Raw genomic sequence first — 26,730 nt, forward strand, 5'->3', positions numbered from 1 at the left:
GCCGGCAGCAGCCACGCGATCGCGGCCGCGAACAGCGCGCTGACGACGGCGGTGCCGATGCCGTTCGCGATGGTGCTCGCCAGCGGCAGGATCGCGGCGCCGGAGGCGAGGTCGCCGCCCTGCAGGTCGCGCGTCGCACTGGCCATCGTCGGCATCATCACTGCCCCGCTCGCCAGCCCCTGCAGGACGCCGAGCCCGCCCAGCACGGCATACGACGTGTCCGGGCGGAGCACCGCCACCAGCGCGAGGCCGTGCAGCAGGGCGAGCACCAGGCCGGCACCGACCACCCGGCGCGGCCCGAGGCGCTCGAGGACCCGGGCCGCGACCTGCACGCTCACCCCGAGCGCGAGCGCGCCGGGGATCATCAGCGCGGCGGTGCGCAGCGCGCTGTCGGCGCGGAGGACCTGGACGTAGGTGGGCATCAGCAGCATCGACCCGAAGTACGGCGCCGCATAGAGCATCAGCACCGCCGCGTTGCGGCCGAAGACCGGGTCGGCCAGCAGGCGGACCCGCAGCAGCGGCCATCGCCGGGCGAGCGAGCGCCGGACGAAGCAGGCGAGCAGCAGCGCCCCGAGGCCGAGGACCACCAGCCGGACGGCCGGCCCGGCCCCTCGGCGCTCGCCGCGTACGCCACCGCGACCACGCCCGGCACCAGGAGACAGGCACCGACGAGGTCGGTGGGCGCGGGCTCGCGCCCGGCGAGGCCCGCCGGCACCCACCGGGCGGCGCCGAGCGCGCACAGCAGCGCGGGCGGGATCGTGACGAGGAACAGCGAGCGCCAGCTGCCGGTGTCCAGCAGCAGGCCACCCAGCACCGGCCCGAGGACCGGGCCGATCAGCAGCGGCAGTCCCGTGTACGCCGTCATCCGCGCCCGGCGCTCGGGCGCCACCGCCGCGAACGCGAGGGTCAGGCCGAGCGGCGTCAGCAGGCCGCCGGCCAGGCCCTGGCCGACCCGCGCCGCGACCAGCGATCCGAGCCCACCGGCGGCCGCGGCCCACAGGGAGGCGGCGGCGAACCCGCACAGCGCGACGACGTACGTCCGGCGGGTGCCCCACCGTCCGGCGACCGCCGGGGCGAGCGGCATGGTGGCGACCAGGGCGAGCGTGTAGCCGGTCGCGATCCACTGGGCGTCGGTGACCGAGGCGTCGAAAGTCTGCAGCAGCACCGGGAACGCCACCGCGACGATCGTCGTGTCGAGGACCGCCACCAGCCCGCCCAGGGCCACGACCAGCCCGACCCGCGCCTCGGCGGGCGCCAGCCCGCTCATCCGACGCCCATCGCGTCTCGGGCCCGGCCGGCGCGCAGCGACTCCGCCCACCAGCGCAGCTCGTCCATCATGGCCAGGAGCGCGTCACGGGTGCCGGCCGCGGGCTCGAACCCGCCTCCGGCCCCGAGCCGCTCCCAGGGCATCGGGAGGAGCACGGCCTCGCGGATCGTGGTCGCCCGCACCTCGGGGAAGACCGCCCGGAGCTGCTCGACGGCCCGGATCCCGCCCGAGCCGGCGCCGTAGCCCACGAAGGCGACGGGCTTGCGGGCCCACTCGGCGAAGTGCCAGTCGATCGCGTTCTTCAGCGCCGCCGGGAAGCTGTGGTTGTACTCCGGCGTGAGTACGAGGAAGCCGTCCGCCTCGGCCAGCCGGTCCGCGATCGGCGAGTCCGGGCCGCCGCCGGGACCGAGCTGCTCCAGCGGCAGCCGGACCGTGGCGAGGTCGATCACGTCCAGCTCCAGCCAGGCGAGCCCGGCCAGCTCGGCGCGCAGCCAGGCGGTCAGCGGATCGGCCATCCGCGGGCTCCGGACGCTGCCGACGATCAGGGCGATGCGGAGGACGGGGGACGTGTCGGTGGTCATGCCCCGGACGTTAGGAGTTCGCCCATGGGCGAGCTCAAGCCCGCGCGGGGATCAGTCGCCGAGGAAGCGGCGCAGCACCTCGAGGAAGAGCTCGGGGCGCTCGGAGTGCAGCCAGTGCCCGGTGTCCTTGAGGGTCACCTTGCGGTTGCGCGGGAACCAGCGGTCCATCGCGGCGTCGTACTCCGGCAGCACGTACGGCGAGCGCGCGCCGGCGAGCCACAGCACCGGGCCGTCGTACGGCGGCACGTCGGCCAGCCGCTCCTCGGGCCACCCGCTGATGACCGGGAGGTCGCGGTCGAGCACGTCGAGGTTGACCTGCCAGCTCCACCCGGAGGCGGCGGCGGGGTCGCGGCGCAGGTTCTGCAGCAGGAACGAGCGCACCGTCGTGTCGGGCACCGCCGGCTCGAGCAGCCGGTCGGCGTCGGAGCGGTGCACGACGCCGGCCAGGTCGAGGTCGCGCATCGCCGCGATGTAGCCGGGGAACTCCCTGCTCCCCGGATAGCTCACCGGCGAGATGTCGGCCACGCACAGCCGCTCCACCCGCTCGGGGTGCAGCAGCGTCAGCACCATCGCCACCTTGCCGCCGAGCGAGTGGCCGACCAGGGTGACCGGCTCGTCGTCGGGCAGGGCGGCGAGCACGTCGGCGGCGGCTTCGACGAGGTCGAAGCGGGCCGGCCACGGCGAGCGGCCGTGGTGGGGCAGGTCGACCAGCAGCACCCGGTGGCTCTCGGCGAGCTGCTTGGCGATCGTGGTCCAGTTCTTGCCCTGGCCGAACAGGCCGTGCAGGAAGACCACACGGCTCCCGGTGGTCCCGAGAGCCGTGTGGTGAAGCGTCACGTGCCGAGCCTACTGGCCCCGTCGCCCGGCTCCGAACCCGCCGTCCGACACCCGTCGATTGGGCACAAACCGCACGTCTGAGGCCCGAATTGTTGCGGTTTGGGACCAAACCGCAACAGTTTCGGCCGGCTCAGTACGTGTGGAAGCCCTTGCCGGTCTTGCGGCCCAGCTCGCCGGCCTCGACCTTGGCGACCAGCGTCGCGGCCGGCTCGAAGCCGGGCTCGCCGAACTCGCCGTACAGCTCCCTCTGGATCGCCAGCGACACGTCGTTGCCGACGACGTCGAGCAGCTCGAACGGGCCCATCGGGAAGCCGGCGGTCTCCTTGATCGCGGCATCGACGGTGGCCAGCTCCTCGCCGCCCTCGGCCAGCTTGATGGCGTCGTTGAGGTAGGGGAACAGCAACAGGTTGACGATGAAGCCCGAGCGGTCACCGGCCGAGACGCCGACCTTGCCGACGTTGGCGGTCAGCGCGCGGACGGTCTCGTCGACGTCGGCGGAGGTGGCCGGGGTGGTGATGATCTCGACCAGCTTCATGACCGGCGCCGGGTTGAAGAAGTGCATGCCGATGACGTCCTGCGGGCGGCCGGTGGCCTCGCCCAGCTTGGTGATCGGCAGCGAGGAGGTGGTGGTCGCGAGGATCGCGCCCGGCTTGGCGATCCGGTCGAGGTCGCGGAACAGCTCGAGCTTGATGTCGAGGTCCTCGGCGATCGCCTCGACGACGATGTCGACGTCGCCCAGTGCCTCGCGCTCGGTCGCGCCGGTGAGGCGGCCCAGCAGCGCGTCCTTGTCGCCCTCCGTGCCCTTGCCCTTGGCGATGGCGCGGTCGAGGTTCTTGGTGATGTAGCCGATGACCCCGTCGAGCTTGTCCTGGCTGCGGCCGACGAACACCACGTCGTACCCGGCCTGGGCGAAGACCTGGACGATGCCGGAGGCCATCGTGCCGGTGCCGACGACGCCGACCCGGTTGATCTCGTGCTTGAGCTGCGGCGCGGCGCCCTCGCCCGCGGCGGCGGCCTCGTCGGCGAAAGTGCGGCCCTCGGCGGCGAGCTTCTCGAGCAGGCCGGCGGGCTCGTGCAGGTGGTCGCCGGTCTCGGCGTACCGGGCGCCCAGCAGGTCGCGGACCTGCGCGACGCCGATCTCGTCCACGACCGTCAGCGGGCCCTTCGGGTAGCCGCAGCCGAAGCGCATGGCCGCGTCGATGTCGCTCACCGAGGCGTAGCCCGACTCGTAGGTGCGCACCGCGTGGTTCAGGTACGGGAGCACCAGCGTGGTGAAGATCTGCTCGCTCGAAGTCATGGGCCGGATTCTGACAGCCGGGAACCGCCCTGGCTACCCGTCGGTAACCATCGGACGACGATCGAGACGGAGGTCACAGAGACTCAGTCCCGCGGCTGCGATACGACGACCCGCACCACCTTCGAGCGGGAGGTCCGACCACGGACCAGCGTCACCGCCGACCGCGGTACGCCGAGCTGCTTGGCCAGCCACCGCACCAGCTCGTCGTTGGCCCGACCGTCCACGGGCGGCGACGCGAGCCGGACCTTCAGCTCGGTGCCGTCGACGCCCGTGGCGCCGGCCGCGCCCGTGCGGGACGCGCCGGGCTGCACCCTCACCGCGAGGAGCCAGGCCGTCGTACTCCCCCGCTCGGGACGCCACCACGGCTGGTCGGGCTCGATCTCCACACCGCTGAGGGTATGTTCAGGGCCCGTGAGACTCGTCGTGGCGCGCTGCCAGGTGGACTATGCAGGCCGATTGACCGCACACCTCCCGATGGCGACCCGGGTGCTCATGATCAAGGCGGACGGCTCGGTGCTCGTGCACTCCGACGGCGGCTCCTACAAGCCGCTCAACTGGATGTCGCCGCCGTGCACCGTGCGGGAGGAGGTCGTCGACGACGACGGCGTCGAGCAGGTGGTGTGGACGGTCACCGCGAAGGCCCCGAAGGGCCAGACGCCCGACACGCTGCGGATCCTCATCGAGGAGCTGCTCCACGACTCGTCCCACGACCTGGGCATCGACCCGGGCCTGCAGAAGGACGGCGTCGAGAAGCACCTCCAGGAGCTGCTCGCCGAGCACCCGGCCACCCTGCACCCCGGGCTGAGCCTCGTCCGTCGGGAGTTCCCCACCCCGATCGGCCCGGTCGACCTGATGTGCCGCGACGGCGACGGCCTGTCGGTCGCCGTCGAGATCAAGCGCCGCGGCGAGATCGACGGCGTCGAGCAGCTCACCCGCTATCTCGAGCTGCTCAACCGCGACCCCCTGCTCACCGGCAAGGGCGCCGTGCGCGGGATCTTCGCCGCCCAGCAGATCAAGCCGCAGGCCCGCGTGCTCGCCGAGGACCGCGGGATCACCTGCGCCGTCGTCGACTACGACGCCCTGCGCGGCCTCGACAACGCCGAAGACCGGCTGTTCTGATCGCGAGGACCGCCATGACGCCGATCTTCCACATCGCGCTGCTCCGGGACTGGGAGGAGGCCCGGGCGGCCGGGAGGTACGCCGTCTCCACCCGCGACCGGAGCCTCGCCGACGTGGGCTTCATCCACGCCAGCCGGGCCGACCAGTGGACCGGAGTGCGCGACCTGTTCTACGCCGACGTCACCGAGCCGATGGTGCTGCTGCAGATCGACCCGGCGCTGCTCGACGTACCGGTGGTCGAGGAGCCGCCGGAGCCCGGCAGCGCGGTCACCTTCCCGCACATCTACGGGCCGCTGCCCGTGAGCGCGGTCGTCAAGGTGATCCCGCTCCCCCCGGCCCGGGCCGACACGGCCGCCGCAGGCCCGCCGGCACAGGTCGCCGGGCGGCAGGAGCGGCCGCGGGAGAGCTTCTCGCGCGCCTACTTCCGCGAGATGTTCTTCAACGTCGCCCTGCTGTGCGTCGTCATCGCCGTCGGGCTGATCGGCGCGGTCGCCGGCCACGCCGTCTCCGAGGACGGCGGGACCGGGATCGGCGGACTGGCCGGCGTGGCCGTCGGCGTCGTGGTGGCGGTGGTGCTGTTCCGCCGCCGTCACGCCCCGGGCTGAGCGGTCAGGCCCCGGCGGCCGGCGGCGCGGTCGGGTCGGCGTCGCCAGCGCCCTGCTCGCGGGCGACCCAGTCCTCGATGGCGTTGATGTCGTCCTTGCTGCGGGTGACGACGGCGAGCAGGTCGTTCATGGTCGCGACCTCCTCGACCTGCTCCTTGATGAACCACTGCATGAACTGCTCGGAGGCGAAGTCGTGCTCCTCGCGGGCGATCCGCAGCAGGTCGTTGATCTGCTCGGTGACCCGCTTCTCCTGCTCCAGCGCCAGCGCGACCGGGGCGACGACGTCCTCGAAGCTCGCGACGGGAGCCTCGACGCCGGGGATCTCGACGGCGGCGTCGGTGTCGAGGAGGTACTGCACCATCATCATGGCGTGCTGCCGCTCCTCGAGCGCCTGGCCGTAGAAGAACGACGCGAGCTGCGGCATGGTCAGCGCGTCGTAGTGGACGGCGCACGCGAGGTACTGGTTGTGCGCGGCGAACTCGTTGCCGATCTGGACGTTGAGCTGGTCGGTGAAGCGCGGGGCAGCCATGGGCGTCAGCCTAGTGGTCCCGACCTGGCGGACCGCTCAGGCGGCCTTCTGCAGGCCCTTCTTGGTGGCCTTCCTGCCGTCGGCGCGCACCAGCACCCGCTTCTTGACCGTGTAGCCCTCGGGGAGGGTGCCCTCCTTGAGCATCCGGATGGGGCAGCGACCGCAGCGCGACTTGGACACGCAGCACTTCGTCTTGGGGAGCTTGCGCACCTTCCCCTTCGACTTCTTCTTGTCCTTGCCCACGACACGAGGGTAGGGGATTCAGGCGAGGCACGCCTAACCGACGTGACGTGCGTCACGCGCCACCCGCGGTCGCCGGCGCCCCCTGGGCCACTAGCGTGCGGGTCGTGATCGAGATCTGGCTGAACCCCGCCTGCTCCAAGTGCCGCACCGCCGAGAGCGAGCTGAGGGCCGCCGGCGTCGACTACACCGTACGCCGCTACCTCGACGAGCCGCCGACCGTGGCCGAGCTCGAGGACGTGCTGGCCCGGCTCGCCCTGCAGCCGTGGGACATCGCCCGCACCGCCGACGCCCGCAAGCTGGGCGTCTCCCTGCCCGCCCGCGACGCCGCCCATCGCGCGCAGTGGCTGGACCTGCTGGCGACGTACCCGAGACTCCTGCAGCGCCCGATCCTCACGGCTGCCGACGGCACCACCGTCGTCGGCCGCGACCCGGACTCGCTGTCCCGGGTGATCGCCGCCGGCTGACGGCGCGCGGCGTCAGGACAGGCCGTTGGCCTTCCGGATCACCTCGACGATGCCGCCCATGATCTCGGTCAGACCGAAGTCCTTCGGCGTGTAGACGGCGGCGACGCCGCTCTCCAGCAGCGCCTTGCCGTCGGAGTCGGGGATGATGCCGCCGACGATGACAGGGACGTCGCCCATGCCGGCGGCCTCGAGGCCCTCGATCACGGCGGGGACCAGCTCCATGTGGGAGCCGGACAGGATCGACAGGCCGACGCAGTGGACGTCCTCGGCGACGGCGGCCGCGACGATCTGCTCCGGGGTGAGCCGGATGCCCTGGTAGATCACCTCGAAGCCCGCGTCCCGGGCGCGGACGGCGACCTGCTCGGCGCCGTTGGAGTGCCCGTCGAGCCCCGGCTTGCCCACGAGCAGCCGCAGCCGGCCGCCGAGCTCCTCGCCCGTCGTCCGCACCGCCTCGCGGACCGCGCTCAGCTCGGCGCCGGCGGCGGCGACGCCGACGGCGCCGGACACGCCGGTGGGCGCCCGGAACTCGCCGAACACCTCGCGCAGGGTCGCGGCCCACTCGCCGGTGGTCGCACCGGCACGGGCCGCGGCGAGGGTGGCCTGCATCAGGTTGGCGCCGCTCTTGGCGTCCTCGGTGACCCGGGCGAGCGCCTCGGCGACCTCGGTCTCGTCGCGCTGCGCCTTCCACGCCTCGACCGACCCCCGGGCGGCCTCCTCGGCCTTCGGGTCGGCGGTCATGATCGCCTCGTCGAGGTTCGCGGTCAGCGGCGAGGGCTCGGTGGTCTCGTACTTGTTGACGCCGACGATGATCTCGTCACCGGCCTCGATCCGGGCACGGCGCCGGGCGTGGGAGGAGACCAGCTCGGACTTCATGTAGTCGACCGCGCCCATCGCGCCGCCCATCGCCTGGACCCGGTCCATCTCCGCGCGGGCGCCCTCCTTGAGCTCGGCGACCTTCGCCTCGATGACGTGCGAGCCGTCGAAGATGTCGTCGTACTCGAGCAGGTCGGACTCGAACGCGAGGACCTGCTGCAGGCGCAGCGACCACTGCTGGTCCCACGGGCGCGGCAGGCCGAGGGCCTCGTTCCAGGCCGGGAGCTGGACCGCGCGGGCGCGGGCGTTCTTGGAGAGCGTCACGCCGAGCATCTCCAGCACGATCCGCTGGACGTTGTTCTCGGGCTGCGCCTCGGTGAGGCCGAGGCTGTTGACCTGGACGCCGTAGCGGAAGCGGCGCATCTTGGCGTCCTGGACGCCGTACCGCTCCTGGGCGATCTCGTCCCACAGCTCGGTGAAGGCGCGCATCTTGCACGTCTCCTCGATGAACCGGACCCCGGCGTTGACGAAGAACGAGATCCGGCCGACGACCTTCTCGAAGTCCTCGTCGCTGACCTGCCCGGAGTTCTTGACCTGATCGAGGACCGCGATCGAGGTGCACAGCGCGTAGGCCAGCTCCTGGGTCGGCGTGGCACCGGCCTCCTGCAGGTGGTAGCTGCAGATGTTGATCGGGTTCCACTTCGGGATGTAGTTGACGGTGTAGGCGATCATGTCGGCGATCAGCCGCAGCGAGGCCTCGGGCGGGAACACATAGGTCCCCCGCGAGAGGTACTCCTTGATGATGTCGTTCTGGGTCGTGCCCGACAGGAGCTTCGCGACCTCGGCCGGCTCCATCTCCGGGTTCTGCTCCTCGGCGACGACCTGGTACATCGCGAGCATCCACATCGCGACCGCGTTGATCGTCATCGAGGTGTTCATCTCGATGAGGGGGATCTGGTCGAAGAGCTTGCGCATCTCGCCGAGATGCGGGATCGGCACGCCGACCTTGCCGACCTCGCCGCGGGCCATCGGGCTGTCCGGGTCGTAGCCCGTCTGCGTCACCAGGTCGAACGCGACCGACAGGCCGGTCTGGCCCTTGGCCAGGTTGGTGCGGTAGAGCGCGTTGGACGCCTCCGCGGTGGAGTGGCCGGCGTAGGTCCGCATCACCCAGGGGCGGTCCTTGGGATGCGATGCCTTCCCGGCGGTGCCGGCTGCGTCGGTCGTGGTGCTCATAGGCCGAAGCGTAGGCCGATCCCTACCCCTTGGTAACCGTCGTCCCATGTGGGGTTGTGCACAGACTCACACCTCGGGCCTGCAGGACCCGCACTTCGCGCGTGCAGAGCTCGCACTTCGTGCCGGCGCCTCAGGCGGGGATCGGCTCCCGCTCGAGCTCGATCAGCCGGATCAGGTGGGTGAGGTGGAGCATGCGGCGCACGGCCGGCTGGGCGCCGCGCAGCACGACCCGCACGCCGTAGCGCTGGGCCTGGCGGCTCGCGGCGGCGATCACCTTGAGCGCGGTCGCGTCGACGGAGCGCACCGCGCTGATGTCGAGGACGACGGGGCTGATCAGGTCGGTGCCGCAGCTGCGGATGTGGTCGTGGACCGCCGCGCGCAGCTCACCGGTGCTGCGGACGTCGAGGTCGCCGGCCAGGATCAGGACGGGCTCGCCGAGAACCATCTCGACGCCGATGCTGGTCGACTGTCGTGCTGCCATGGTTCCCTCCCGAGATCGATCCGGCCGGCGTCCCCATACGCCCGTTACCCACCATGACGCTCCGGCAACCCGATCGGTTGCATGCCGGGCGGAAGTTTTTCCGTGGCGGAGCCGGGCTACCCTCCGGTCATGGTCAACCTCACCCGCATCTACACGCGCACCGGCGACGCCGGTGAGACCCGGCTGGGCGACATGAGCGTGACGACCAAGACCGACCTGCGGCTGCAGGCCTACGCCGACGTCGACGAGGCCAACGCCCACATCGGGGTCGCGGTCGCGACGGGCGGGCTGGAGGACGACGTGGTCCAGGTCCTGGTCCACGTGCAGAACGACCTCTTCGACGTCGGCGCCGACCTGTGCACGCCGGTCGTCCCCGACCCGGAGTACCCACCGCTGCGCATCGAGCAGGACTACGTCGACCGCCTCGAGCGCTGGTGCGACGAGTACAACGACCCGCTGCCGAAGCTCCGCTCGTTCATCCTCAACGGCGGCACGCCCGGCGGCGCCCACCTCCACGTCGCGCGCACCGTCGTACGCCGGGCCGAGCGGGCCGCCTGGGCGGCGCACGAGGTGCACGGCGAGGTGATGAACAAGCTGGCGATCACCTACCTCAACCGGCTCTCGGACCTGGTGTTCATCCTCGCGCGGCACGCCAACCGCGAGCAGGGCGACGTGCTCTGGGTGCCGGGCGGCGAGCGAGGGCAGTGAGGCCGGGCCGGCCCACCGTCGCGCTGGCCGTGCTGGCGCCGCTCCTCGCCGCCTGCGGGGCCGGGGACCCGGCGCCTGCGCCGCGGCCGGCGCCGTCGACCGGGGTGGCGACCGAGATCGCGCCCGAGGCGCCGCCCGACGCCTCGGCCGGCACCGCCACCCCTCCGGCCCCGCGGCCCGCGCTCGCGGCGCCCACCCTCGCCGGCGACGCCGACGAGCTCGCCCGGCGCCTGGTCGCCGCGGAGGACGTCCTGCGCGACCCGGCGGCGCCGGAGCACGCGCTGCGCCAGGCGGCCTTCGACACCCAGGTGCTCTACCGGCAGCTCGCGCGGCGGACCGGCTGGCAGGATCGGGTGCTCGCGGCCGCCGGACCGTACCGCGCCACCATGGCCGACCACATCGAGGCCCGGACCGGCCTGCGCAGCGTGCTGACCCGGCTGTCCGGCGAGGTCCCGGCGTGGCGGATCGTCCGGCCGGCGCCCGTCGACGAGCTCCGCGCGCACTACGAGGAGGGCGAGCGGACCTTCGGCGTCCCCTGGGAGGTGCTCGCCGCGGTCAACCTCGTGGAGACCGGCTTCGGCAGGATCCGCGGCTACTCCACCGCCGGCGCCCGCGGCCCGATGCAGTTCATCCCCTCGACCTGGGCACGGTACGGCGAGGGCGACATCGACGACCCGCACGACTCGATCCTCGCGGCGGCCCGCTACCTCGCGGCCAGCGGCGGCGCCTCGCCCGACCGGCTCGACGCCGCCCTGCACGCCTACAACCGCCACACCGGCTACGTCCGCGGCGTCCGGGCCTACGCCCGGATCCTCGAGCGCGACCCCGGCGCGCTCGCCGGGCTGTACCGCTGGCAGATCCTCTACCTCTCCGAGCGCGGCGACCTCTGGCTGCCCCAGGGCTACCGGCGCACGACGTCCCTCCCCGTGGACACCTACGTCGCCCGCCACCCGGACCGGCTGCTGGGCACCGCGACGGACTGAGCCCGCCCGGCCCACGTCGGGTCAGGTGGCCGCGCGGTCGCCGTGCCCCAGCGACCGGCCCGGCGCGACCAGGTCGCGCACCCGCCGCTTGAGCTCGACGATCTCCGGGAAGCCGCCGTCGCGCTTGCGGTTCCAGACGCCGGTGCTCCCCGAGGCCGTCTCGACCTCGACCCGGAAGACGCCCGCCTCGCCCTCGCGGACCGCGGGGCGCAGGGCCACCTCGTCGAGGTCCTCCTCGAAGGTCTGGAGCAGCTCGGCGGCGTACCACTGCGCGCGCAGCAGCCACCGGCACCGGGCGCAGTAGGTGATGACGACGCGGGTCACCCCACCATCAAACCAGTTGCCCGCGGCGCCGGCGGGCGCCGACCATGGACGGCGATGGACGTCACCTTCACCAAGCTCCCCGGCCGGTACGAGATCGCGGTCGACCGGACGGCGGGCGCCGCCCTGGCCCCGCGCAACGGCCCCGGCCACAGCGACGCCGTGCCGCACGACGTCGCGCACCTGCTGGTCGAGATCGAGGACGGGCTCCGCGGCGCGGTCTACGGCCGGCTCGCGGCGGCCGACGGCGACGACGGGATGTTCTGGCCGGCCGACCCGGCCGCGCGACGGGCGTCGCTGAAGCGGCGGCGTCCGCCGACGCCCGCGGAGTCGGCCGACATGGCGCGCTCGGAGCGGCTCGCGTCGCTGAGCGTCGCCCTGTGGGAGGTCGCGCGCGGACGGCGCCGTCCCGACCCGGCGTGGCCCGGCACCGCGGCGGGCAGCGGCATCGACCCCGACCTGCTGGAGCGGCTGTTCTCCCGCTACGACGACTTCGCCGACCGGTGGGCGGCGCTGCCGGCCGGCGGCTCGATCACCCTGGCCTGGCCGTTCCCCGAGGGCAGCGGGAGGCGACGCCGGACCGGACGCTGACCCCGGCCCGCCGGGGCTGTGGATCGATGTCGGATGCGTCGGCGGGGCGTGCCACGATGAGGGGACCGTGAACGTCCTGGCCGAGCTGACCGACGACTTCCTGGCGCGGCACTTCGACGCCGGGACGATGGAGCGTGCCCGCGGGATCGTCGCCGACGGCGGCGTACGACGCCCCGAGATCGGGATGCTGTCCGCGGGATCGGTGACGGCCACCGCCGACGTGCTCGGCAGCCGCGCGACGCCGTACCAGGTCCAGCTGCACGCGGAGGCGCCCAACGGCAGCTACGCGGGCTGGCTGTTCACCGTGTGCACGTGCCCGGTGCGGTCGGTGTGCAAGCACGGCGCCGCGCTCGCGCTCACGCTGCGGCAGACCTTCACCCAGCCGGCCGGCGAGGCGGCCTGGCGGCGGTCCGTCGAGCGCCTCGTCGGCGAGCTGGAGCGCCAGCAGCCGCAGGTGCGCGAGGAGGTGCCGCTGGCGCTGGAGGTCTCGCTCGACCGGGGGCGCAGCGGCGGCTACCGCTCGCCCGGGCCGACCCTGCGGATGCGGCCCCTGCGCCGCGGCAAGAGCAGGCCGTGGATCAAGACCGGCGCCGAGTGGAACGACGTGGCCGGCAGCGCCCGCGGCCTCGTGCGGCGGCAGGCCGACGCCCTCGCCGCGCTGCACACCCAGTGGGCCGGCCACCGCGGCTACTACACGGCCGGCGTCGCGCCGTCCCTCGACGAGTTCGGCGACCAGGTCGTCCGCGCCCTGCGCAACGCCCGGGACGCCGGGGTGACCCTGCTCGCCGCGCGGCCGCTGACGTCGGTGACGATCGCCGACGAGGCCGCCGAGGTGGTCGCCGAGCTCGACGACGTCGAGGGCGGCACGACCATGCGCGCCGCGGTCACCCTCGGCGACCGCACCTGGCGGGGCGAGTCGGTGGTGCTGGTCGGCTCCCCCGCGTCCGTCGTCGGCCTGCTCGACGACGACGGACGCCTCGTCGTCGCGACCACCACGGCGCCGGTCCCACCGGCGCTGCGCCACCTGGTCGACGGGCCGCCGATCGTCGTCCCGCCCGCCGACCTCGCCGACTTCCGCGAGACGCTGCCCGGGCTGATGCGCCTGGTGCCCGTGCGCGCCGAGACCTCGGCGGTCGAGCTGCCCGAGCCGCTGGCCCCGACCCTGGTGCTGACGGTCTCCTGGCACACCTCCACGAAGGCCGGCCTGACCTGGCACTGGCAGTACGGCAGCGACCCGGAGCGCAGCTGTCCCCTGAGCAGCCACGACTCGCTCGGCGGGGTCCGGGACCGGGCGGCGGAGCAGGCGCTGCTCGCCGCGGTCCCCCAGGCGCTGCTGCAGGTCTCCACCGTCACGGACGGCGATGCGCTCGGCCTCGCCATCCACGAGCTGCCCCACCTGCGCGCGATCGAGGGCGTCCGCGTGGTCGAGGAGGAGCGTCCGGACTTCCGCGAGGCCGACGTGGCGCCCGAGATCCGGTTCGACCTGGCGGAGCCCGATCCCGGCGCCACCGACTGGCTCGACCTCGCCGTCACCGTGACCGTCGCCGGCGAGCAGATCCCGCTGCCCGACGTGCTGGCGGCGCTCACCCTCGGTCTCGAGTTCCTCGTCCTGCCGAGCGGGCTCTACGTCACGACCGACCGGCCCGAGTTCGACCGGCTGCGCGAGGTCGTCACGGCCGCCGCCGAGCTGCGCGAGCGCGACGGGGACCGGATCGGCGTCGGCCACCACGACCTCGGGCTGTGGGCGCAGCTCGCCGAGACCGGGCTCGTCGACGCCCAGGTCGCCGCCTGGGTCGAGCGCGCCCGGGCGCTGCGCGACCTCACCGACATCCCGCAGCCGGAGCCGCGCGGCCTGGCCACCGCGCTGCGCAGCTACCAGCGCGAGGGCTTCTGGTGGCTGGCCTTCCTGTGGCAGCACGGCCTCGGCGGCGTCCTCGCCGACGACATGGGGCTCGGCAAGACGCTGCAGGTGCTGGCCCTGATCACCCACGCCCGCGCCGAGCGGCCGGGGGGCGCCCCGTTCCTCGTGGTCGCCCCGACCAGCGTCGTCACCGCCTGGGCCACCGAGGCCGCCCGGCACGCGCCCGGGCTGCGGGTCGCGATCGCCTCCCGTCGTACCGACGACGTGGCGGGGCTGGCCCGCGACCACGACGTCGTCGTCACGACCTACACGCTGCTGCGACTGGCGCACGAGCAGTACGCCGCGCTCGACTGGTCCGGGGTCGTGCTCGACGAGGCGCAGCAGGCCAAGAACCACCAGAGCAAGACCTACCAGGCGGTCCGGAGCGTGGCGGCGCCGTTCAAGCTGGCCGTGACCGGCACGCCCTTCGAGAACCGGCTGATGGAGCTGTGGTCGCTGCTCTCGATCACCGTGCCCGGGCTGTATCCCTGGCCGCGCACGTTCGCCGAGAAGGTCGTCCGGCCGGTGGAGCGGGACGCCGACCAGGTGGTCCTCGACCGGTTCCGCGCGCGGATCAGGCCGTTCCTGCTGCGACGCACCAAGGAGCTCGTCGCCGACGACCTCCCGCCCAAGCAGGAGCAGGTGCTCCAGGTCGATCTCGGGCCGGCCCACCGCCGGATCTACGACACCCACCTGGCCAAGGAGCGGCAGCGGATCCTCGGCCTGGTCGAGGACTTCGACCGCAACCGGGTCGCGATCTTCAGCGCGCTGACCAAGCTGCGCCAGCTCGCGCTCGACCCGGCCCTCGTCGACGACGAGCACGAGACCGTGGGCTCCGCCAAGCTCGACGTCCTCGTCGAGCACCTCGGCGAGATCACCGCCGAGGGACACCGCGCCCTGGTGTTCAGCCAGTTCACCTCCTTCCTGACCCGGGTCCGCTCCCGCCTCGACGACGCCGACATCGCCACGACCTACCTCGACGGCACCACCCGCGACCGCACCGGCGTGATCGAGCGGTTCCGCTCGGGCGCCGCCCCCGTCTTCCTGATCTCGCTCAAGGCCGGCGGCACCGGCCTCACCCTCACCGAGGCCGACTACGTCTTCGTGCTCGACCCGTGGTGGAACCCCGCCGCGGAGGCCCAGGCCGTCGACCGCGCCCACCGGATCGGCCAGACCCGGCACGTCCACGTCTACCGGCTGGTCGCCACCGACACCATCGAGGAGAAGGTGATGGAGCTCAAGGCCCGCAAGGCCGAGCTGTTCGCGCAGGTCATCGACGGCGACGGTGCGATGAGCACCTCCATCGGCGCCGACGACATCCGGGGGCTGTTCGAGGAGTGACGCAGGCCGGTTCCGGGTTCGGTTCCGGGCTCGCGCCGGGTTTGCGTCGGAGGTGCGTGCCAGCCTTCCCGCACGCCACGACCCCTCGGGAGCACCGATGCACGCACTCACCTCGACCGACGCGACCTTCGACCGCCTCGACGCCCTCGCGCTGGCCGTCGCGTGCGGCGTCCTGCCCCTGGCCTACGCCGTCGCGCTGCTCTGCCTGACCGTCCTGCCCGCGGGCTACCTGCGGGCCAACACCAGACCGCCCGGGCTCTCCGCCACCTGGCTCGGCCTGCGCTGCTGGCAGGTGCTCGGGCCGGTCGGCTACGTGGTCGCGTGCGCCACCGTCTTCAGACCCGCCGACTCGGCCGCCGTGACCGCCGTCTTCACCCTCGCCGCCCTGCTCCCCCTGCTCGGCACCGCGCGCAGGGCGGCCGGCTCGGCCGGCTGGCGGGACTGGGCGTCCCGGGACGCCGAGCTCGGCCGGCTCCCGGACGCGTCGCTCGACCACCTCGGCAACCAGCTGTTCCTCCGGACCTTCGCCCGACGGGTCCGGGCCGCGCCCTGGCTCACCGCGGGAGCGATGCTCCTCTACGTCGGCACCCGGCGCCCCGTCGACGCCCTCGAGGCGGCTCCGCTGGTGCTGCTCGCCCTCGCCCTGCTCACGATCCTCTACGACCGGGTGCTCGAGCAGCTCGACCCGCTCGGGGCGCTGATCGTCCTCCATCGACATCAGGTCGAGCGGCACGACGACTTCCTCTGCTCCACCGATCCCTGGCGCCACGGCGAGGGCCGTGCCCAGGTCGCCGACGCCCCGCTGGTGCGGCTGGCCCAGCTGCGACTCCAGCGGCTGACCCGGACCCTGCCCGGGCCTGCGCGCGAGCGCGCCCGCGCGGGCTGCGCGGAGCTCGTCGACCGCTACCTCGCCGACCCGCCGCGACTGCGCGGCGACCTCCTCCGCACGTGCGTCGACGGACCGCTCCCCCACGGCACGGTCACCGGCACCTCCCCGCGCGGGGCGCCCTGGGACGCCACGACCCTGCTCACGCTCGGCGGGGCCGCGGCCACGATCGCCGTGATCGCGCAGCTGGTCGCCCATCTGGGCGACCTCGCCACGACCGCCAGCCGCTCCGGCCTGCCCTGACCGCTACCGCCGGTTCCAGTCCGTCCCGGGCGGCATCGCCTCGAGCCAGGCCTGGAAGCCGGTCAGGGAGGAGACGCTCATCGCGAGCTCGACCAGGCCCTCGGGCGACTGGCAGCGGATGACGAGGTGGTCGGGGTACAGCGAGGCCTGCTCGGTGCCGACCGGCTCGCGGCGGCCGTCGTACTCGAGCTCGTCACGGCGCCAGGACCGCTTCGGGCGCGGGGACAGGCTGAAGACCCGGAACCACTCGAGGGTCTCGCCGGAGTAGCGCCCGAGGCCGAGGATCCAGCCCCGCTCGGAGGCCGAGGTCCGGTAGCGGTGACTGAGCTCGAAGGTGCCACCGTGCCGGGAGAGCGTACGGCGCCGGACGATGAGTCCGGCGCCGTACAGCACACACAGGAGCAGGAGCGCGCCACAGATGTCGAGCAGCCACTCCCACCATGCCATCTGCGTGTCAGTGACCTTCTACGAGACCTTCTCCGCGGCGCGGATGCGCGCCTCGGCGTGCCGGACGCGCTGCTCCGCCTCGTTGCTCGAGTCGAGCAGGCGCTTGGCCTCCTCGAGGTCGATCCGGGCCTGGTCGACCTCGATGTCCTCCGCGCGCTCGACCCGCTCGGCCAGGATCGACACGCGGTCGTTGGCCACCGACAGGAAGCCACCGTCCACGGCGACGATCACGAGCTGGTTGGTGCCGGCCACCTGGATCTCGACCACCGAGGCCGAGAGCAGCGACAGCGTGGGCGCGTGACCGCGCAGCACGCCGATGTCACCGTCGAGCGTGCGCGCGATGATCATCGCCGCCTCACCGGACCACACAGTCCGGTCGGCCGCGACGAGCTCGACGTGCAGGTGCTCGACCGTCGTGTCCGCCATGATCAGAGGCTCTTCTGGATCTCGGCCCAGTTGCGCTCGACGTCGTCGAGACCACCGCACATGAAGAAGGCCTGCTCGGCGACGTGGTCGTACTCACCGTCGGCGATCTTGTTGAACGCCTCGATGGTGTCGGCCACGGGCACGGTCGAGCCCTCGATGCCGGTGAACTGCTTGGCGACGTAGGTGTTCTGCGACAGGAACCGCTGGATCCGGCGCGCGCGGGACACGATGATCTTGTCCTCTTCGGAGAGCTCGTCGACACCGAGGATCGCGATGATGTCCTGGAGCTCCTTGTTGCGCTGCAGGATCTGCTTGACCCGGATCGCGCAGTCGTAGTGCGCCTGACCGATGTACTGCGGGTCGAGGATCCGCGAGGTCGAGGTCAGCGGGTCCACGGCCGGGTAGATGCCCAGCGACGCGATCTCGCGGGACAGCTCGGTCGTCGCGTCGAGGTGCGCGAAGGTCGTGGCCGGGCCGGGTCGGTGTAGTCGTCCGCGGGGACGTAGATCGCCTGCATCGAGGTGATCGAGCGACCACGGGTCGAGGTGATCCGCTCCTGCAGCACGCCCATCTCGTCGGCCAGGTTGGGCTGGTAGCCCACCGCGGACGGCATCCGGCCGAGCAGCGTGGAGACCTCGGAGCCCGCCTGGGTGAACCGGAAGATGTTGTCGATGAACAGCAGCACGTCCTGGTTCTGGACGTCGCGGAAGTACTCCGCCATGGTCAGCGCGGAGAGCGCGACGCGCAGACGCGTGCCCGGCGGCTCGTCCATCTGGCCGAAGACCAGGGCGACCTTGTCGAAGACGCCCGCGTCCTTCATCTCCTCGATGAGGTCGTTGCCCTCACGGGTGCGCTCGCCGACACCGGCGAACACCGACACACCACCGTGGTTCTTGGCGACGCGCGCGATCATCTCCTGGATGAGCACGGTCTTGCCGACGCCGGCGCCGCCGAACAGGCCGATCTTGCCACCGGTGACGTACGGCGTGAGCAGGTCGATGACCTTGATGCCGGTCTCGAACATCTGGGTCTTCGACTCGAGCTGGTCGAAGGCCGGCGCCTTGCGGTGGATGCCCCACCGCTCGCTGACCTCGAGGGTCTCGCCCGGGGCGAGGTCGAGGAAGTCGCCGGTCGCGTTGAACACGTGGCCGAGGGTGACGTCGCCGACGGGGACCGTGATCGGGCCGCCGGTGTCGGTGACGCTCTGGCCGCGGACCAGGCCGTCGGTCGGCTTCAGCGAGATGGCGCGGACCATGCCGTCGCCGATGTGCTGGGCCACCTCGAGCGGCAGCACCGAGGTCTCGCCGTCGAGGGTGATCTCGGCCTCGAGCTTGTTGTAGATCTCGGGCATCGCGTCGGTCGGGAACTCGATGTCCACGACCGGGCCGATGACCCGTGCGATCCGACCCACCGAGGCCGCACCGCTGGCGGTGGTCTCTTCAACCGTTGCAGTCATGTCTTACTCCGTTTGGTGTTTTCTCTGGTGGGGTCAGTCGTTCGCAGCCTGGGCGTCGGCGAGCGCGTTCACGCCGCCGACGATCTCGCTGATCTCCTGGGTGATGCCCGCCTGGCGCGCCTGGTTGGCGATTCGGGTGAGCTTCTTGATCAGCTCCTCGGCATTGTCCGTCGCGGACTTCATGGCCTTCTGGCGGGCGGCGAGCTCGGAGGCCGCCGCCTGCAGGAGGGCGTAGAAGATCCGGCTCTGGACGTACTGCGGCAGCAGGCCGTCGAGCACCTGGGCGGCCGACGGCTCGAACTCGTACAGCGGCAGCAGCTCGTCGTCCTCGGGGGCCTCCTCGCCCTCGACGACCTCCAGCGGCAGCAGGCGGATCGCGGTCGGCTCCTGGGTGAGCATCGAGCGGAAGCGGGTGTAGACGACATGGACCTCGTCCACGTCGCCCTCCTCGCCCTGCTCCTTGAGGAACGCCGCGATCAGCGCCGAGCCGATCTCGGCGGCCTTGTCGTAGGTCGGCTGGTCGGAGAACCCGGTCCAGGCCTCGACGTACGGACGCTGGCGGAACTTGAAGTACGCCTCCGCCTTGCGTCCGGCGAGGTAGAAGTCGAGCTCCTTGCCCTCGGCGCGCAGCCGCTCGGCGAGCCGCTCGGTCTCCTTGATGACGCTCGAGGAGTAGGCGCCGGCAAGGCCGCGGTCGCTGGTGATGACCAGGACGGCGGCGCGCTTGGGATTCTCCTCCTCGCGGGTCAGCGGGTGGTCGACGTTCGAGAAGGTCGCCACCGCCGACACCGCACGGGTCAGCTCCCGGGCGTACGGCGCTGCCGCCTGCGCCCGCTGCTGCGCCTTGATGATCCGGGACGCAGCGATGAGCTCCATGGCGCGCGTGATCTTCTTCATCGACTCCGTCGACTTGATCCGCGCGCGGTACTCACGCAGCGATACGGCCATGCGTCAGCCCCGCTTCTGCTTGACGATCTGCTCCTGCTCGAGCTCGTCGTCGGCCAGCGCCTCGGCCTCGGGCTCGTGCCCGACCTTGATGCTGCCGCCCTCGGAGGTCTCGAACTGGGTCAGGAAGGTGTCGTAGGCGGCGGCGAGGCCGTCCTCGTCCTCGAACTTCTGCGTCTCGCGGATCGCGGCCAGGATGCCGTCGTGCGAGCGGTGCAGGTAGTCGAGGAACTCGCGCTCGAAGCGGAGCACGTCACCGGTGTCGACCACGTCGAGGCGACCCGACGTGCCCAGCCACAGCGACACGGTCATGTCCGCCAGCGGGTACGGCGAGTAGGCCGGCTGCTTGAGCAGTGCCATCAGCCGCTGGCCGCGGGCCAGCTGCTGCTTCGACGCGGCGTCGAGGTCGGAGGCGAACATCGCGAAGGCCTCCATGGCGCGGTACTGCGCGAGGTCGACCTTGAGCGAGCCGGTGACGGCCTTCATCGCCTTGGTCATCGCGGCACCGCCCACGCGGGAGACCGAGATGCCGACGTCGATGGCCGGGCGCTGGTTGGCCGCGAACAGGTCCGACTGCAGGAAGATCTGGCCGTCGGTGATCGAGATGACGTTGGTCGGGATGAACGCCGAGACGTCGTTGGCCTTGGTCTCGATGATCGGCAGGCCGGTCATCGAGCCGGCGCCGAGCTCGTCGGAGAGCTTCGCGCAGCGCTCCAGCAGGCGGGAGTGCAGGTAGAAGACGTCACCGGGGTACGCCTCGCGGCCCGGCGGGCGGCGCAGCAGCAGCGACACGGCGCGGTAGGCCTCGGCCTGCTTGGTCAGGTCGTCGAACACGATCAGGACGTGCTTGCCGTCGTACATCCAGTGCTGGCCGATGGCCGAGCCGGTGTAGGGGGCGAGGTACTTGAAGCCCGCGCTGTCGGACGCCGGAGCCGCCACGATCGTGGTGTACTCCAGGGCGCCGGCCTCCTCGAGGGCACCGCGCACGGAGGCGATGGTCGAGCCCTTCTGGCCGACGGCGACGTAGATGCAGCGGACCTGCTTGGTCGGGTCGCCCGACTCCCAGTTCTGCTTCTGGTTGATGATCGTGTCGATCGCGACCGTGGTCTTGCCGGTGGCGCGGTCGCCGATGATCAGCTGGCGCTGGCCGCGGCCGATCGGGGTCATCGAGTCGATGGCCTTGATGCCGGTGGCGAGCGGCTCGTGGACCGACTTGCGGGCCATCACGCCGGGGGCCTGGAGCTCGAGGGCGCGGCGGCCGTCGGTGGCGATCTCGCCGAGGCCGTCGATCGGCTTGCCGAGCGGGTCGACCACGCGGCCGAGGTAGCCCTCGCCGACGGGGACCGAGAGGATCTCGCCGGTACGGCGGACCGTCTGGCCCTCCTCGATCTTGTCGAAGTCACCGAGGACGACGACACCGATCTCGCGGTCCTCGAGGTTGAGCGCGAGGCCGAGCGTGCCGTCCTCGAACTCGAGGAGCTCGTTGGCCATGGCCGACGGGAGGCCGGCGACGCGGGCGATGCCGTCGGCAGCCGAGGCGACGGTGCCGACCTCTTCCTTGCTCGCCGCGGCGGGCTGGAAGTCCGCGACGTACTTGGCGAGGGCGTCGCGGATCTCGTCCGGACGGATGGAGAGTTCCGTCATCTCTGGTGCCTTCTCTCTTGTCTACAGCTGTGAGGTCGTGGGGTGCGGCGGTCAGCCGGCGATCTTGCGGCGGGCGTCGTCCAGGCGGCTCAGGACGGTGCCGTCGATGACATCGTCGCCGATCTCGACCCGGACGCCGCCGAGCACGGCGGGGTCGACGACGACGTTGAGGTGCACCGGGCGGCCGTACTGGCGCGTCAGTGCGGACCCGAGGCGCTGCTGGTCGGCCTCGGAGAGCGGGCGGGCGACGTGGACGGTGGCCACACCCTCACCCTGCACCTGCGCGGCCGTGCGCTCATAGTCCTCGAGCGCGGCGACGACGGTCCGGTACGACCCGGACAGCGCCTGCTTGACCAGCTGCACGGTCGCCGGGAGCACCTTGCCCGCGAGCAGGGTGTCGACGAGGGCGCCCTTGTCGGCCGCCGAGCGGACCGGGTCCGAGAGGGCGTTGCGCAGGTCGCTGTTGCCGGTGACCAGCTGGCGCACGGCGAACAGCTCGTCGACGAGCGTGCCGGCCTGGAGCCCGACCGACCGGACGGCGGCCACCACCCCCAGCTGCTCCAGGGCGTCGGCGAGGTCGCCGGTGCGGGTCCAGCGGCGACCGGCGGCGTCGCGCAGCAGAGCGACCGTGGCGGCGTCGACCTTGCCGGTGAACAGGTCGCCGATGAGGCCCGAGCGGGCCGCGGCCGGGACCGACTGGTCGGTCACGACCCGGCGCAGCGACGCCTCGGCCCGCAGCGTGCGGGCCGCGGAGAACAGGTCGCCGGCCACCGCCGAGGCGGACGCCTCGGCCACCCCACCGACCTGGTCGGTGAGGGCGGCCATGGCGTCTGCGGAGGCAGCGCGGAAGGACACCATCAGGCGTCCTTGCCCGCGTCGGAGGCGTCGGCCGTCTCGAGGTCGGCGAGGAACCGCTCGATGACGCGCGCCTGGCGGGCGTCGTCCTCCAGCGACTCGCCGACGATCCGGCCGGCGAGACCGGTCGCGAGGGTGCCGACCTCGGCACGCAGCGAGGTGACCGCCTGCTGGCGCTCGGCCTCGATCTGGGCCTTGCCGTGCTCGACGATGCGGGTGGACTCGGCCTGGGCCTGCTCCCGCATCTCGGCCACGATCGCGGCCCCCTGCTCGCGCGCCTCCTCACGGATGCGCGCGGCCTCGTGCCGGGCCTCGGCGAGCTGCTGCTCGAGCTCGGCCAGCTTGGCGTCCGCCTCGGCCTGCTTGGTGGCAGCCGCGGCGATGCCGCCCTCGATCGCCGAGGAGCGCTCGGCGAACGTCTTCTCGAAGTTCGGGACGACGAACTTCTTGATGGCGAAGAAGAGGATGGCGAAGACGACGAGGGCGATGACGACCTCTTGCCACACCGGGACGAGCGGGTTGTGCTCCTCCCCCTCCGCCGCGGCGAGAATCAGGAATGACTGCATCTTGCAGGCCCTTCGGTACGAACTGCGTGGGTCAGAGCACGAAGGCGAGCGCGATACCGATGATCGCGAGCGCCTCGGCGAGCGCGAAGCCGAGGATCGCGATCGACTGGAGACGGCTCTGCGCCTCGGGCTGGCGGGCGACGCCGTTGATGTACGCGGCGAAGATGAGACCGATGCCGATACCCGGGCCGATGGCGGCCAGGCCGTAACCGATCATGTTTGCGGAGCCTTCCACGGCTTCTTCCTTTCGGTTGTTACTGCTACTGCGGTTGGTGGTGGGGTGGTTCCTGGTGGAGCTCAGTGCTCGTCGGCGAGCGCGCCCTGGATGTACATGGCGTTGAGGAGGACGAACACGTAGGCCTGGAGGAACTGGATCAGGATCTCCAGGAAGCTCACGACGACGGCCAGCACGAGCGCGAGCGGGCCGGCCACGTAGCCGATGCCGCCGTACTCGAGGATGAGGTGGAAGCCGCCGGTGGCGAAGAGGACCAGCAGGATGTGGCCGGCGAACATGTTGCAGAACAGACGCAGGGCCAGCGTGACCGGGCGGACCAGGATGTTGGAGAAGAACTCCAGCGGCACCAGCAGCGGGTACATCACGGGGCTGACGCCCGAGGGGACGCTCTGCAGCTTGAGGTAGCCGATGGGGCCGTGCTTGGCGATGCCCACCGCGTTGTAGATGACCCACGACAGCCCCGCCAGCGCGTAGGCCATGCCGGCCCGGCTGAAGGTCGGGAACTGGATGAACGGGATCGTGGCGAACAGGTTGTTGACCAGGATGAAGAAGAAGATCGTGACGAGATAGGGCACGAACTTCTGGAAGTCGTGGCTGCCGATGATGTCGCGGCCGACGCCGTTGCGGACGAAGCCGTAGGCGCCCTCGCCGGCGAACTGCAGCTTGCCGGGCACCAGCGCCCGCTTGCGGGAGGCGAGGTAGAAGAAGCCGAACACGAGGATCGCGGCGAGCAGGAGCTGCACCATCGGCTTGGTGACCTCGCTGCCGGCGATGCCCGGCAGGTCGAAGATGCTCGGGCCGGGCGCGTGGAACGACTCCCCGCTCTCGGCGGCGATGGTGGCGCTGGCTGCGGTGATCACCAGGTCTCCTCTGCGGTCACTGCTCGTCGGTACGTTCGGGCTTCGGGCTGTCGGGCGGATCTGGCGACTCGGTGCGGAACCGCATGGCAGTCTGGTAGATCCCCAGCGCGGCACCCACGAGGATGCCGATCGCGACGAGGAACGTGGTGTCCAGCCACCGGTCCGCCAGCCAGCCGAGGAAGCCGTAGAAAGCGACTCCGGCCACGATGTAGCCGAACGCATGCCACGGATCGCCCTGGGGCTTCTCCTCGGGCTGACTCATTGCGACCCGGACAATAGCAGCCGCAGATGGTCATCGCGCACCGCCCTCGGACGGGGCCGCGGGACGCGGCTCGAAGGCCGGGATCCGGGCCGTCGTGGCGAGCACGATCTGCACCGTCATCCACACGAACGCGCCGAGGATGATGGCGATCCCGACCCACGTGCTGTCGAGCGCGCCGTCCAGCAGACCGGACCGGTGGAGGGCGACGAAGAGCAGCGCCATGAGCGCCACCTGGAAGGTGTAGGTGAGCATCGCGAACAGCAGCGAGGCGGCCGGCATCACCCGGGACACCAGCTCGACGGCGAAGGAGCCGAAGGCGAAGACGCCCACCGCGATCGCCCCTCCGACGGCGGCACCGGCCGCGGCCGAGGAGCCGACGGCGAGGGCCGCGACCAGGACGAGGAGCACCGCGGCGACGGCGGCCACCAGGGCCGCACGCATCACCACGCGGCGGGTCCGGGTCTCGGTCGTCAGCATTGGCGGCCGTCCTGCTCGGGTGCGTCCTGGGCGGGTCCCCGGAGACTGCTCTCCGGAGTTCGTGAAAGTTATCACAAAGTCCCGGAGGGCTCCGAATCGGGGGTGCTCCCGGCGGTCTCGGCGGTCTCGGCGGGGTCGACCGGGTCGACCGGGTCGACCGGGTCGGCTGGGTCGGCTGGGTCGGCGGGCTCGGCCGGGTCGGCAGGCTCCGCGGACTCGGCGGGGTCGTTCACGTGGGGCAGGGCGAAGGTCAGCGCGACGGTCACCACCAGGCTGACGCCGAGACCGGTCCACACGACCGGGCCGGTGAACACGCTGGCCAGGACCACCCCGAAGGCGATCAGGCCCGCCCACAGCCACATGATGATCACCGCCCGGCGGTGGGAGTGGCCGATCTCGAGCAGCCGGTGGTGGAGGTGCTGCTTGTCCGGGGCGAACGGGGAGCGGCCCGCCCGGGTGCGTCGTACGACGGCCAGGACCAGGTCGCCCAGCGGGACGATCAGGATCAGGATCGGCAGCGCGAACGGCAGCAGGACGGGCAGCAGGCTGGAGCGGGTGCCGTCGGCGCCCTGGGCGAGGTCGCCGGGTGCGAACTGGGTGGTGATGGTGATGGCCGTGGCGGAGAGCACCAGGCCGATCAGCATCGAGCCGCTGTCCCCCATGAACAGCCGCGCCGGGTGGAAGTTGTGGATCAGGAAGCCGACGCAGGCGCCGGCCAGCGCGGCCGACAGCAGCGCGCCGGTCGTCGCGCGGCTGACGTCGTTGAGATAGGACAGCGCGTAGCAGAAGAGGAAGAACGCCGACGCGCTGATGCCGATGACGCCGGCGGCGAGCCCGTCGAGGCCGTCGATGAAGTTCACGGCGTTGACGGTCGCGAGCACGACGAACGCCGTGAGCAGCGCGCCCTGGCCGGTGTCGAGGGCGAAGACCTCGCCCGTGGCCTGGTAGAAGTACTTGAACTGGATGCCGGCGTAGACGAGCACGCCGACGGCGAGCACCTGGCCGCCGAACTTGGTGAGCGCGTCGAGGTCGAAGATGTCGTCGATCACGCCGACCGCGCAGACCAGGGTCCCCGCGACGAGCACCGAGAGCGCGTCGCCCGAGAAGGGGTTGCGGGTGCTCAGGAACGGGAGCTGCTGGGCCACGACGTACGCCGCCCACAGGCCGCCGAGCATCGCGAGCCCGCCGAGATAGGGGATCGGCTCGGCGTGGACGTCACGGTCGCGGACCTTGGCGACCGCCCCGGTGCGGATCGCGATCTCCCGGGCGACCACCGTCAGCAGGTAGGTGACGATCGCGGCGACGAGGAAGACGACGAGGTACTCACGCATCGGCGGGCTCGGCCTCCTGCTCCCCGTCCGGCTCGACCTCGACGGTCACGCCGAGGTCGGCCAGCGCGGCGTCGAGGTCCGCGACCGCGACGGCGCCGGCCCGCAGCAGCCGCGGCCGGTCGCTGGTGGCGTCGACGATGGTCGAGGCCACCCCGCCCGGGGAGCTGCCGCCGTCGACGACCACGGCGACCGCCTCGCCGAGCATCTCCAGCGCCGCGTCCGCGTCGAGGGCGGCGGGGCTGCCCGAGAGGTTGGCGGAGCTGACCGCGAGGGGGCCGGTCCGGTCGAGCAGCTCGCGGGCCAGCACGTGGTCGGGCATCCGGATGGCGACGGTGCCGCGGGTCTCCCCCAGGTCCCACTGCAGCGAGGGCTGCTGGTGGCACACGATGGTCAGCGCGCCGGGCCAGAACCGCTCGACCAGCGGGGCGACGTACGACGGCACCCGGGTCGCGAGCGCCTCGAGGGTGCCCTTGGTGCCGACGAGCACGGGCGGCGGCATCTCGCGGCCCCGGCCCTTGGCGGCCAGCAGCCGGGCCACGGCCTCGGGGTCGAAGGCGTCCGCGCCGACGCCGTAGACGGTGTCGGTCGGGATCACGACCAGGCGGCCCAGGCGGACGGCACGGCTCGCCGCGTCCAGCGCCGCCTCGCGCTCCTCGTCGGTCTGGGTCGGGAACCGCTCGGCACTCACCGGTGGTCATCTCCGGGAGCCGTTCGGGGGTGGCCCGGGTCTGAACGAAGTGGCCCCCGGGTGCGTGCAGGGCAAGGCGGCGGAGCGACGGCATGC

30 protein-coding genes and 1 pseudogene are annotated in these 26,730 nt (G+C 72.2%); 8 read left to right on the plus strand and 23 right to left on the minus strand.

What is annotated here, in order from left to right:
• Window positions 1-460: 460 nt before the first annotated feature.
• The 5 genes from FIV44_RS31005 to FIV44_RS02020 all read right to left on the minus strand — a co-directional run bounded on the left by FIV44_RS31005 (window position 461) and on the right by FIV44_RS02020 (window position 4,368).
• Window positions 461-1,267: an MFS transporter gene (locus FIV44_RS31005; RefSeq protein ID WP_219996248.1), complete on the minus strand. Its 807-nt coding sequence runs from the start codon at window positions 1,265-1,267 to the stop codon at window positions 461-463.
• On the minus strand, window positions 1,264-1,848 hold the full coding sequence (locus FIV44_RS02005) for an NADPH-dependent FMN reductase (protein ID WP_141003033.1): 585 nt from the start codon (window positions 1,846-1,848) through the stop codon (window positions 1,264-1,266). Before FIV44_RS02005 ends, FIV44_RS31005 begins: the two co-directional genes overlap by 4 nt.
• A 51-nt stretch (window positions 1,849-1,899) precedes the next feature.
• Window positions 1,900-2,685, minus strand: a complete 786-nt coding sequence (locus tag FIV44_RS02010) for an alpha/beta fold hydrolase (RefSeq protein WP_141003034.1) — start codon at window positions 2,683-2,685, stop codon at window positions 1,900-1,902.
• 130 nt (window positions 2,686-2,815) lie between these two features.
• Entirely contained in the window at window positions 2,816-3,982 is a 1,167-nt protein-coding gene (locus FIV44_RS02015; protein WP_141003035.1) for a 3-hydroxyacyl-CoA dehydrogenase NAD-binding domain-containing protein, read from the minus strand.
• Between the two features lie 83 nt (window positions 3,983-4,065).
• A complete protein-coding gene (locus tag FIV44_RS02020) occupies window positions 4,066-4,368 on the minus strand; it encodes a DUF167 domain-containing protein (protein ID WP_219996249.1) in 303 nt (100 codons plus the stop codon).
• A 25-nt stretch (window positions 4,369-4,393) separates the two neighbouring features.
• Here FIV44_RS02020 and nucS point away from each other — a divergent pair, with 25 nt between their 5' ends.
• Both nucS and FIV44_RS30145 read left to right on the plus strand, forming a co-directional pair.
• Window positions 4,394-5,101, plus strand: coding sequence for an endonuclease NucS (gene nucS, locus FIV44_RS02025; protein WP_141003036.1), 708 nt, complete (start codon window positions 4,394-4,396; stop codon window positions 5,099-5,101).
• Window positions 5,102-5,115: 14 nt separating this feature from the next.
• A complete protein-coding gene (locus FIV44_RS30145) occupies window positions 5,116-5,706 on the plus strand; it encodes a DUF952 domain-containing protein (RefSeq protein WP_181410934.1) in 591 nt (196 codons plus the stop codon).
• Window positions 5,707-5,710: 4 nt separating this feature from the next.
• Here FIV44_RS30145 and FIV44_RS02035 read toward each other — a convergent pair whose 3' ends face one another.
• Window positions 5,711-6,235, minus strand: coding sequence for a ferritin (locus tag FIV44_RS02035; protein WP_141003037.1), 525 nt, complete (start codon window positions 6,233-6,235; stop codon window positions 5,711-5,713).
• A 36-nt stretch (window positions 6,236-6,271) separates the two neighbouring features.
• The gene (locus tag FIV44_RS02040) at window positions 6,272-6,478 is read right to left on the minus strand and encodes a hypothetical protein (RefSeq protein WP_141003038.1); all 207 of its coding nucleotides are present in this window, start codon (window positions 6,476-6,478) and stop codon (window positions 6,272-6,274) included.
• A 104-nt stretch (window positions 6,479-6,582) separates the two neighbouring features.
• Between FIV44_RS02040 and FIV44_RS02045 the strand changes: the two genes are divergently transcribed.
• Window positions 6,583-6,942, plus strand: coding sequence for an ArsC/Spx/MgsR family protein (locus FIV44_RS02045; protein WP_246086769.1), 360 nt, complete (start codon window positions 6,583-6,585; stop codon window positions 6,940-6,942).
• Between the two features lie 12 nt (window positions 6,943-6,954).
• On the opposite strand, the gene FIV44_RS02050 is transcribed toward FIV44_RS02045, so the two are convergent.
• Complete coding sequence (locus FIV44_RS02050; protein WP_141003039.1) at window positions 6,955-8,988, minus strand: protein meaA; 2,034 nt, start codon at window positions 8,986-8,988, stop codon at window positions 6,955-6,957.
• Window positions 8,989-9,118: 130 nt separating this feature from the next.
• A complete protein-coding gene (locus tag FIV44_RS02055; protein ID WP_141003040.1) occupies window positions 9,119-9,469 on the minus strand; it encodes an STAS domain-containing protein in 351 nt (116 codons plus the stop codon).
• Window positions 9,470-9,598: 129 nt separating this feature from the next.
• On the opposite strand from FIV44_RS02055, the gene FIV44_RS02060 reads away from it, so the two are divergent.
• On the plus strand, window positions 9,599-10,177 hold the full coding sequence (locus FIV44_RS02060) for a cob(I)yrinic acid a,c-diamide adenosyltransferase (protein WP_141003041.1): 579 nt from the start codon (window positions 9,599-9,601) through the stop codon (window positions 10,175-10,177).
• Entirely contained in the window at window positions 10,174-11,160 is a 987-nt protein-coding gene (locus tag FIV44_RS31695; RefSeq protein ID WP_141003042.1) for a lytic transglycosylase domain-containing protein, read from the plus strand. Before FIV44_RS02060 ends, FIV44_RS31695 begins: the two co-directional genes overlap by 4 nt.
• A 21-nt stretch (window positions 11,161-11,181) precedes the next feature.
• On the opposite strand, the gene FIV44_RS02070 is transcribed toward FIV44_RS31695, so the two are convergent.
• Window positions 11,182-11,484: an Rdx family protein gene (locus tag FIV44_RS02070; RefSeq protein WP_141003043.1), complete on the minus strand. Its 303-nt coding sequence runs from the start codon at window positions 11,482-11,484 to the stop codon at window positions 11,182-11,184.
• A gap of 54 nt (window positions 11,485-11,538) precedes the next feature.
• Between FIV44_RS02070 and FIV44_RS02075 the strand changes: the two genes are divergently transcribed.
• The 3 genes from FIV44_RS02075 (at window position 11,539) to FIV44_RS02085 (ending at window position 16,442) form a co-directional block, all read left to right on the plus strand.
• Window positions 11,539-12,072, plus strand: a complete 534-nt coding sequence (locus tag FIV44_RS02075) for a hypothetical protein (RefSeq protein WP_219996250.1) — start codon at window positions 11,539-11,541, stop codon at window positions 12,070-12,072.
• A 67-nt stretch (window positions 12,073-12,139) separates the two neighbouring features.
• Entirely contained in the window at window positions 12,140-15,313 is a 3,174-nt protein-coding gene (locus FIV44_RS02080; protein WP_141003044.1) for a DEAD/DEAH box helicase, read from the plus strand.
• A gap of 97 nt (window positions 15,314-15,410) precedes the next feature.
• A complete protein-coding gene (locus FIV44_RS02085; RefSeq protein WP_141003045.1) occupies window positions 15,411-16,442 on the plus strand; it encodes a hypothetical protein in 1,032 nt (343 codons plus the stop codon).
• Window positions 16,443-16,445: 3 nt separating this feature from the next.
• Here the strand turns inward: FIV44_RS02085 and FIV44_RS02090 are convergent, their stop codons facing one another.
• The 13 genes and pseudogenes from FIV44_RS02090 to FIV44_RS02150 form a co-directional block, all read right to left on the minus strand.
• Complete coding sequence (locus FIV44_RS02090; protein WP_141003046.1) at window positions 16,446-16,889, minus strand: DUF2550 domain-containing protein; 444 nt, start codon at window positions 16,887-16,889, stop codon at window positions 16,446-16,448.
• 18 nt (window positions 16,890-16,907) lie between these two features.
• Window positions 16,908-17,315: a F0F1 ATP synthase subunit epsilon gene (locus FIV44_RS02095; RefSeq protein WP_141003047.1), complete on the minus strand. Its 408-nt coding sequence runs from the start codon at window positions 17,313-17,315 to the stop codon at window positions 16,908-16,910.
• Window positions 17,316-17,317: 2 nt separating this feature from the next.
• Window positions 17,318-18,771: pseudogene (gene atpD / locus FIV44_RS02100) on the minus strand (F0F1 ATP synthase subunit beta).
• 33 nt (window positions 18,772-18,804) lie between these two features.
• A complete protein-coding gene (locus tag FIV44_RS02105) occupies window positions 18,805-19,719 on the minus strand; it encodes a F0F1 ATP synthase subunit gamma (protein ID WP_141003048.1) in 915 nt (304 codons plus the stop codon).
• 3 nt (window positions 19,720-19,722) lie between these two features.
• Window positions 19,723-21,360 (minus strand): F0F1 ATP synthase subunit alpha, encoded by a 1,638-nt coding sequence (gene atpA / locus FIV44_RS02110; protein ID WP_141003049.1) that lies wholly within the window; start codon window positions 21,358-21,360, stop codon window positions 19,723-19,725.
• A gap of 51 nt (window positions 21,361-21,411) precedes the next feature.
• On the minus strand, window positions 21,412-22,218 hold the full coding sequence (locus FIV44_RS02115; protein ID WP_141003050.1) for a F0F1 ATP synthase subunit delta: 807 nt from the start codon (window positions 22,216-22,218) through the stop codon (window positions 21,412-21,414).
• Window positions 22,218-22,781 carry a F0F1 ATP synthase subunit B gene (locus tag FIV44_RS02120; protein WP_141003051.1) on the minus strand — a complete coding sequence of 188 codons (564 nt, stop codon included), beginning with the start codon at window positions 22,779-22,781 and terminating at the stop codon, window positions 22,218-22,220. The genes FIV44_RS02115 and FIV44_RS02120 overlap by 1 nt, the downstream gene beginning before the upstream one ends.
• 31 nt (window positions 22,782-22,812) lie before the next feature.
• Complete coding sequence (gene atpE, locus FIV44_RS02125) at window positions 22,813-23,016, minus strand: ATP synthase F0 subunit C (protein ID WP_281285795.1); 204 nt, start codon at window positions 23,014-23,016, stop codon at window positions 22,813-22,815.
• A gap of 62 nt (window positions 23,017-23,078) precedes the next feature.
• Entirely contained in the window at window positions 23,079-23,876 is a 798-nt protein-coding gene (atpB, locus tag FIV44_RS02130) for a F0F1 ATP synthase subunit A (protein ID WP_246086770.1), read from the minus strand.
• Between the two features lie 16 nt (window positions 23,877-23,892).
• Entirely contained in the window at window positions 23,893-24,138 is a 246-nt protein-coding gene (locus FIV44_RS02135) for an AtpZ/AtpI family protein (RefSeq protein ID WP_141003052.1), read from the minus strand.
• A gap of 30 nt (window positions 24,139-24,168) precedes the next feature.
• Window positions 24,169-24,615 (minus strand): hypothetical protein, encoded by a 447-nt coding sequence (locus FIV44_RS02140; RefSeq protein WP_141003053.1) that lies wholly within the window; start codon window positions 24,613-24,615, stop codon window positions 24,169-24,171.
• 71 nt (window positions 24,616-24,686) lie between these two features.
• On the minus strand, window positions 24,687-25,946 hold the full coding sequence (locus FIV44_RS02145; protein WP_141003054.1) for a glycosyltransferase family 4 protein: 1,260 nt from the start codon (window positions 25,944-25,946) through the stop codon (window positions 24,687-24,689).
• Entirely contained in the window at window positions 25,939-26,634 is a 696-nt protein-coding gene (locus tag FIV44_RS02150) for an L-threonylcarbamoyladenylate synthase (RefSeq protein ID WP_141003055.1), read from the minus strand. The genes FIV44_RS02145 and FIV44_RS02150 overlap by 8 nt, the downstream gene beginning before the upstream one ends.
• Window positions 26,635-26,730: the final 96 nt, after the last annotated feature.

Source organism: Nocardioides humi, from assembly GCF_006494775.1.
Classification (GTDB): Bacteria; Actinomycetota; Actinomycetes; order Propionibacteriales; family Nocardioidaceae; genus Nocardioides; species Nocardioides humi.